Origin of the sequence: Erwinia sp., assembly GCF_049696395.1 — a bacterium.
In the GTDB taxonomy this organism is placed as follows: Bacteria; Pseudomonadota; Gammaproteobacteria; order Enterobacterales; family Enterobacteriaceae; genus Erwinia.
On sequence record NZ_JBAVTT010000097.1, the window covers coordinates 1 to 4,113 of the forward strand.

Genomic DNA, 4,113 nt, shown 5'->3' on the forward strand with positions numbered 1-4,113 from the left:
GTTGGTGCGGCACCGTTGGGGTCTTTTGAGCAGGTTCGTCACGAAGTGCCGATGCTGTCGCTGGACAATGCTTTTGATGAAGAGAGCTATCTGGCGTTCTATAAGCGCGTGCAGGATCGGCTGAAAAACACCGATGACATCACTTTTTGCTGCGAGCTGAAGCTGGATGGTCTGGCCGTCAGCCTGTTGTATGAAGAGGGCTTACTGGTGCGTGCAGCCACGCGCGGAGACGGCACAACAGGCGAGAACATTACCGCAAATGTGCGCACCATCCGCGCCATTCCTCTTCGTCTGCAGGGTGATAATATTCCTGCCCGAGTGGAAGTGCGTGGGGAAGTCTTTATGCCTCTGGCGGGCTTTGAGGCGCTGAACAATGAAGCGCGGCGGACCGGTAATAAAGTCTTCGCTAATCCGCGTAATGCCGCAGCAGGCTCTTTGCGTCAGCTTGATCCGCGCATCACGGCCAAACGCCCGCTGGCCTTTTTCTGTTATGGCTTTGGTCTGCTGGAAGGCGGAGAGATGCCTCGCAGTCATATGGCGCGTTTACAGCAATTTAAGGCCTGGGGTTTGCCGGTCAGCGACCGCATCAAGCTGTGCCACACCGCCGATGAAGTGCTGGCGTTTTATCGCCAGGTTGAGCAGGATCGCCCGACTTTAGGCTTCGATATTGATGGCGTGGTGATCAAGGTCGACTCACAGGATCTTCAGGAGCAATTAGGCTTTGTCGCCAGAGCGCCTCGTTGGGCCGTGGCGTTTAAATTCCCGGCTCAGGAACAGATGACCACTGTCCGGGATGTTGAGTTCCAGGTTGGCCGTACTGGCGCTATCACGCCTGTAGCCAGGCTGGAACCGGTACAGGTGGCAGGTGTGATTGTCAGCAACGCCACGTTGCATAACGCCGACGAAATCGAGCGTCTGGGCCTGCGCATTGGCGACAAAGTGATCATCCGCCGCGCTGGCGACGTTATCCCGCAGGTTGTCGGTGTGATTGAGGCTGAACGCCCTGACGATGCCAGAGAAGTGGTGTTCCCAACGCATTGCCCGGTCTGCGGCTCGGATGTTGAGCGAGTGGAAGGCGAAGTGGTTGCGCGCTGTACCGGCGGCCTGATTTGCGGCGCTCAGCGCAAAGGAGCGCTTAAGCATTTCGTTTCCCGCCGCGCGCTGGACGTTGACGGCCTGGGCGACAAGATTATCGACCAGCTTGTTGAGAAAGAGTACGTCCATACGCCAGCGGACTTGTTTAAGCTCACCGCAGGCAAACTCACCGGTCTGGACCGGATGGGACCAAAGTCCGCACAAAACGTGGTGAATTCGCTGGAGAAGGCCAAAGTCACCACCCTGGCACGTTTCCTCTATTCGCTGGGCATCAGCGAAGTAGGAGAAGCGACTGCGGCTAATCTGGCGGCGCATTTTGGCTCGCTGGAAAAGATCATGGCAGCCGACCTGGAAGCGCTGATCGCCGTGCAGGATGTGGGCACCGTGGTAGCCAGCCATCTGCGTAACTTTATGGATGAAGAGAGCAACCGTGAAGTTATCCGTCAGCTGGTTGAAGAGGCCGGTATCAGCTGGCCAGCGGTAGAAGTGGTGAATGCTGAAGAGATCGACAGCCCGTTTGCCGGAAAAACCGTGGTCCTGACCGGCTCTCTGACTATTTTGTCGCGCGATGAAGCGAAAGATCGCCTGACAGCGTTAGGCGCCAAGGTTAGCGGCAGCGTGTCGAAGAAAACGGATCTGGTGATTGCCGGAGAAGCGGCAGGCTCCAAGCTGGCAAAGGCCCAGGAACTGGGGATTGAAGTGATTGATGAAGCTGAGATGATCCGTTTACTGGGAGAGTGAGATGGAAAAAGAGCACCTGATTGAAATCGCTAACAGCCTCATGCCTTTTGGAAAATATAAGGGCAGGGCGCTGATTGATTTGCCTGAGGAATATCTGTTGTGGTTCGAGCGGAAAGGCGAATTTCCTGCGGGCCATCTTGGCGAGCTGTTGCAGCTTACGCTGGCGATTAAAATCGAAGGGCTTGATGGGCTGGTGAAACCGCTGAAACGCGGTTGATCACCAGCCAGATGGGGATTACTTCTGCGATTCAACCACGGCTGTTTTGGCTTCCTGCTGCTGCTTTAGCACCCGCTTCTCACCTGCTTTTTTATAGCGCTGTGCCAGCATTGAGCAAACCATCAACTGCACCTGGTGGAAAATCATCAGGGGCAGCACGATGATGCCGACAGAGGCTGAAGGGAACAGAATGTTGGCCATCGGCACACCGTTCGCCAGGCTCTTTTTCGAACCACAGAACAGAATGGTGATTTCATCAGCGCGGTTGAAGCGGAACAGCCGTGCGACCAGCAAGTTGATAACCAGCACAACAAACAAAATACCCAGGCTGCCGGCCACGATATACAGCAGCGTGGAGGCGCCCACACGGTGCCAGATACCGTTCACTACGGCTTCACTGAACGCCGAATAGACCACCAGCAGGATCGAGGCCTGGTCGGTTTTACCAATCAACCCGCGATTTCTCTCCACCCAGCCAGCAATCCAGCGGCGTGAAAGGTGACCAATGACGAAGGGCACCAGCAGCTGCAGCATAATCTTGCCGATCTGCTCAAAACTGCCACCGGCCGCATCGCTGTGCACATTCATCACCAATCCAACCAGCATTGGCGAGATAAAGACGCCTAACAGGCTCGACGCTGAGGCGCTACAAACGGCAGCGGCTACGTTGCCTCCGGCCAGTGACGTCAGAGCAATGGCCGACTGCACGGTAGCTGGCAGAATGCAGAGATACAGGAAGCCGGTGTAGATTTCCGCGCTAACCGGCAGGGGATGCCACCAGACGAACAACAGACCCAGAATGGGGAACAGCACAAACGTACTGCACATCACCCACAGATGCAGACGCCAGTGGCTGCCACCGGCAATGATTTTTTCTTTTGACAGCTTGGCACCGTGCATAAAGAACAACAGCGCAATCGCTGCCGTGGTCAGGTATTCAAAGAATTCCACAAAATGCCCACGCGCTGGCAGGAAGGTTGCCAGCAGCACGGTAATAATCAGTTTCAACATCAGTGGATCGATACGGAAAATGCCCATTGTTAACGCCTGGTTAAAAAATTGATGGGGGCTATTGTGCGCTCGGCATGTTTAGAAATAAAATTGATTTATTGAATACATATATGAATAAAACAGATGAATTATACGCTTCGTCAACTTCGTGTGTTTATCGCCGTTGCTCAGCATGGCAGCTTCAGCCAGGCCGGGCAGTCGATTGGACTTAGCCAGTCAGCGGTCAGCCACAGCATTAAAGAACTGGAAGGGGAGATGGGCATCCGCCTTCTGGACCGTACCACGCGAGAAGTGCTGCTGACGGAAGCCGGAGAACAGCTCTCCAGCCGTCTTGAGCGGCTGCTGGAAGAGCTCAACACCACTTTACTGGATGTGCGCAGCTACGGGCAGCAAAGAAGCGGTACGGTGCGCGTGGCAGCCAGCCAGACCATCTCCGCCCATTTGATGCCTCAGTGCCTTGCCGCCAGCCAGCAGCATTTTCCGGATATCAAAGTGATGCTACGCGATCGTCCTCAGCAATGGGTGCTGCAAAGTATTCGTAATGCGGAGGTCGATTTCGGGATTGTTGTCGGTCCGCTTCCTGAAGAGGACTTCGAATGTGAAGCCATTCTCGATGAACCCTTTCTGCTGCTTTGCCGACAGGACGACCCCTTAGCGTCCCAGCAAACGCTTCACTGGCAGATGCTCAATCACCGGCAGCTGGTGTTGCAGGACTATGCTTCCGGTAGCCGGGTATTAATTGACGAAGCGTTGAGGGTGCAGCAGGTTCAGGCAGAAATAGTGCAGGAGATTGGCCATCCCGCCACCTTGTATCCGATGGTTGAAGCCGGGATTGGTATCAGCATTCTTCCGGCGCTGGCATTGCCTTTGCCAGAGGGAAGACCGCTGCTGGTCAGGCGTATGGTGCCGGAGATAAACCGGACGATTGTGTTGGTCCGCCGTAAAAACCGCTCACTGACGCCGGCAGCTGAGGCTATCTGGCAGGAAGTGCGTCAGCAGGCACGCCTGCTGACGCAACAACGCGAGAAAACACCGGCGTTTTAGATATA

Annotated in this window: 4 protein-coding genes; 3 read left to right on the top strand and 1 reads right to left on the bottom strand. The window is 55.3% G+C overall.

Features of this window, described 5'->3' with window-relative positions:
• Window positions 1-1,836 (top strand): NAD-dependent DNA ligase LigA (ligA, locus tag WCC56_RS12110; RefSeq protein WP_424692610.1); only part of this gene is annotated, 1,836 nt, incomplete at its 5' end.
• Between the two features lies 1 nt (window position 1,837).
• Complete coding sequence (locus WCC56_RS12115; protein WP_424692611.1) at window positions 1,838-2,053, top strand: DUF3820 family protein; 216 nt, start codon at window positions 1,838-1,840, stop codon at window positions 2,051-2,053.
• 18 nt (window positions 2,054-2,071) lie between these two features.
• Here WCC56_RS12115 and WCC56_RS12120 read toward each other — a convergent pair whose 3' ends face one another.
• On the bottom strand, window positions 2,072-3,091 hold the full coding sequence (locus tag WCC56_RS12120; RefSeq protein WP_424692612.1) for a bile acid:sodium symporter family protein: 1,020 nt from the start codon (window positions 3,089-3,091) through the stop codon (window positions 2,072-2,074).
• 96 nt (window positions 3,092-3,187) lie between these two features.
• Between WCC56_RS12120 and WCC56_RS12125 the strand changes: the two genes are divergently transcribed.
• Window positions 3,188-4,108: a LysR family transcriptional regulator gene (locus WCC56_RS12125; RefSeq protein ID WP_424692613.1), complete on the top strand. Its 921-nt coding sequence runs from the start codon at window positions 3,188-3,190 to the stop codon at window positions 4,106-4,108.
• Window positions 4,109-4,113: the final 5 nt, after the last annotated feature.

Excerpts from the sequence above, each read along its gene's own strand:
- WCC56_RS12115 (WP_424692611.1), top strand. The coding sequence starts at position 1,838 with ATGGAAAAAGAGCACCTGATTGAAATCGCTAACAGCCTCATGCCTTTT.
- WCC56_RS12120 (WP_424692612.1), bottom strand. The coding sequence starts at position 3,091 with ATGGGCATTTTCCGTATCGATCCACTGATGTTGAAACTGATTATTACC.
- WCC56_RS12125 (WP_424692613.1), top strand. The coding sequence starts at position 3,188 with ATGAATTATACGCTTCGTCAACTTCGTGTGTTTATCGCCGTTGCTCAG.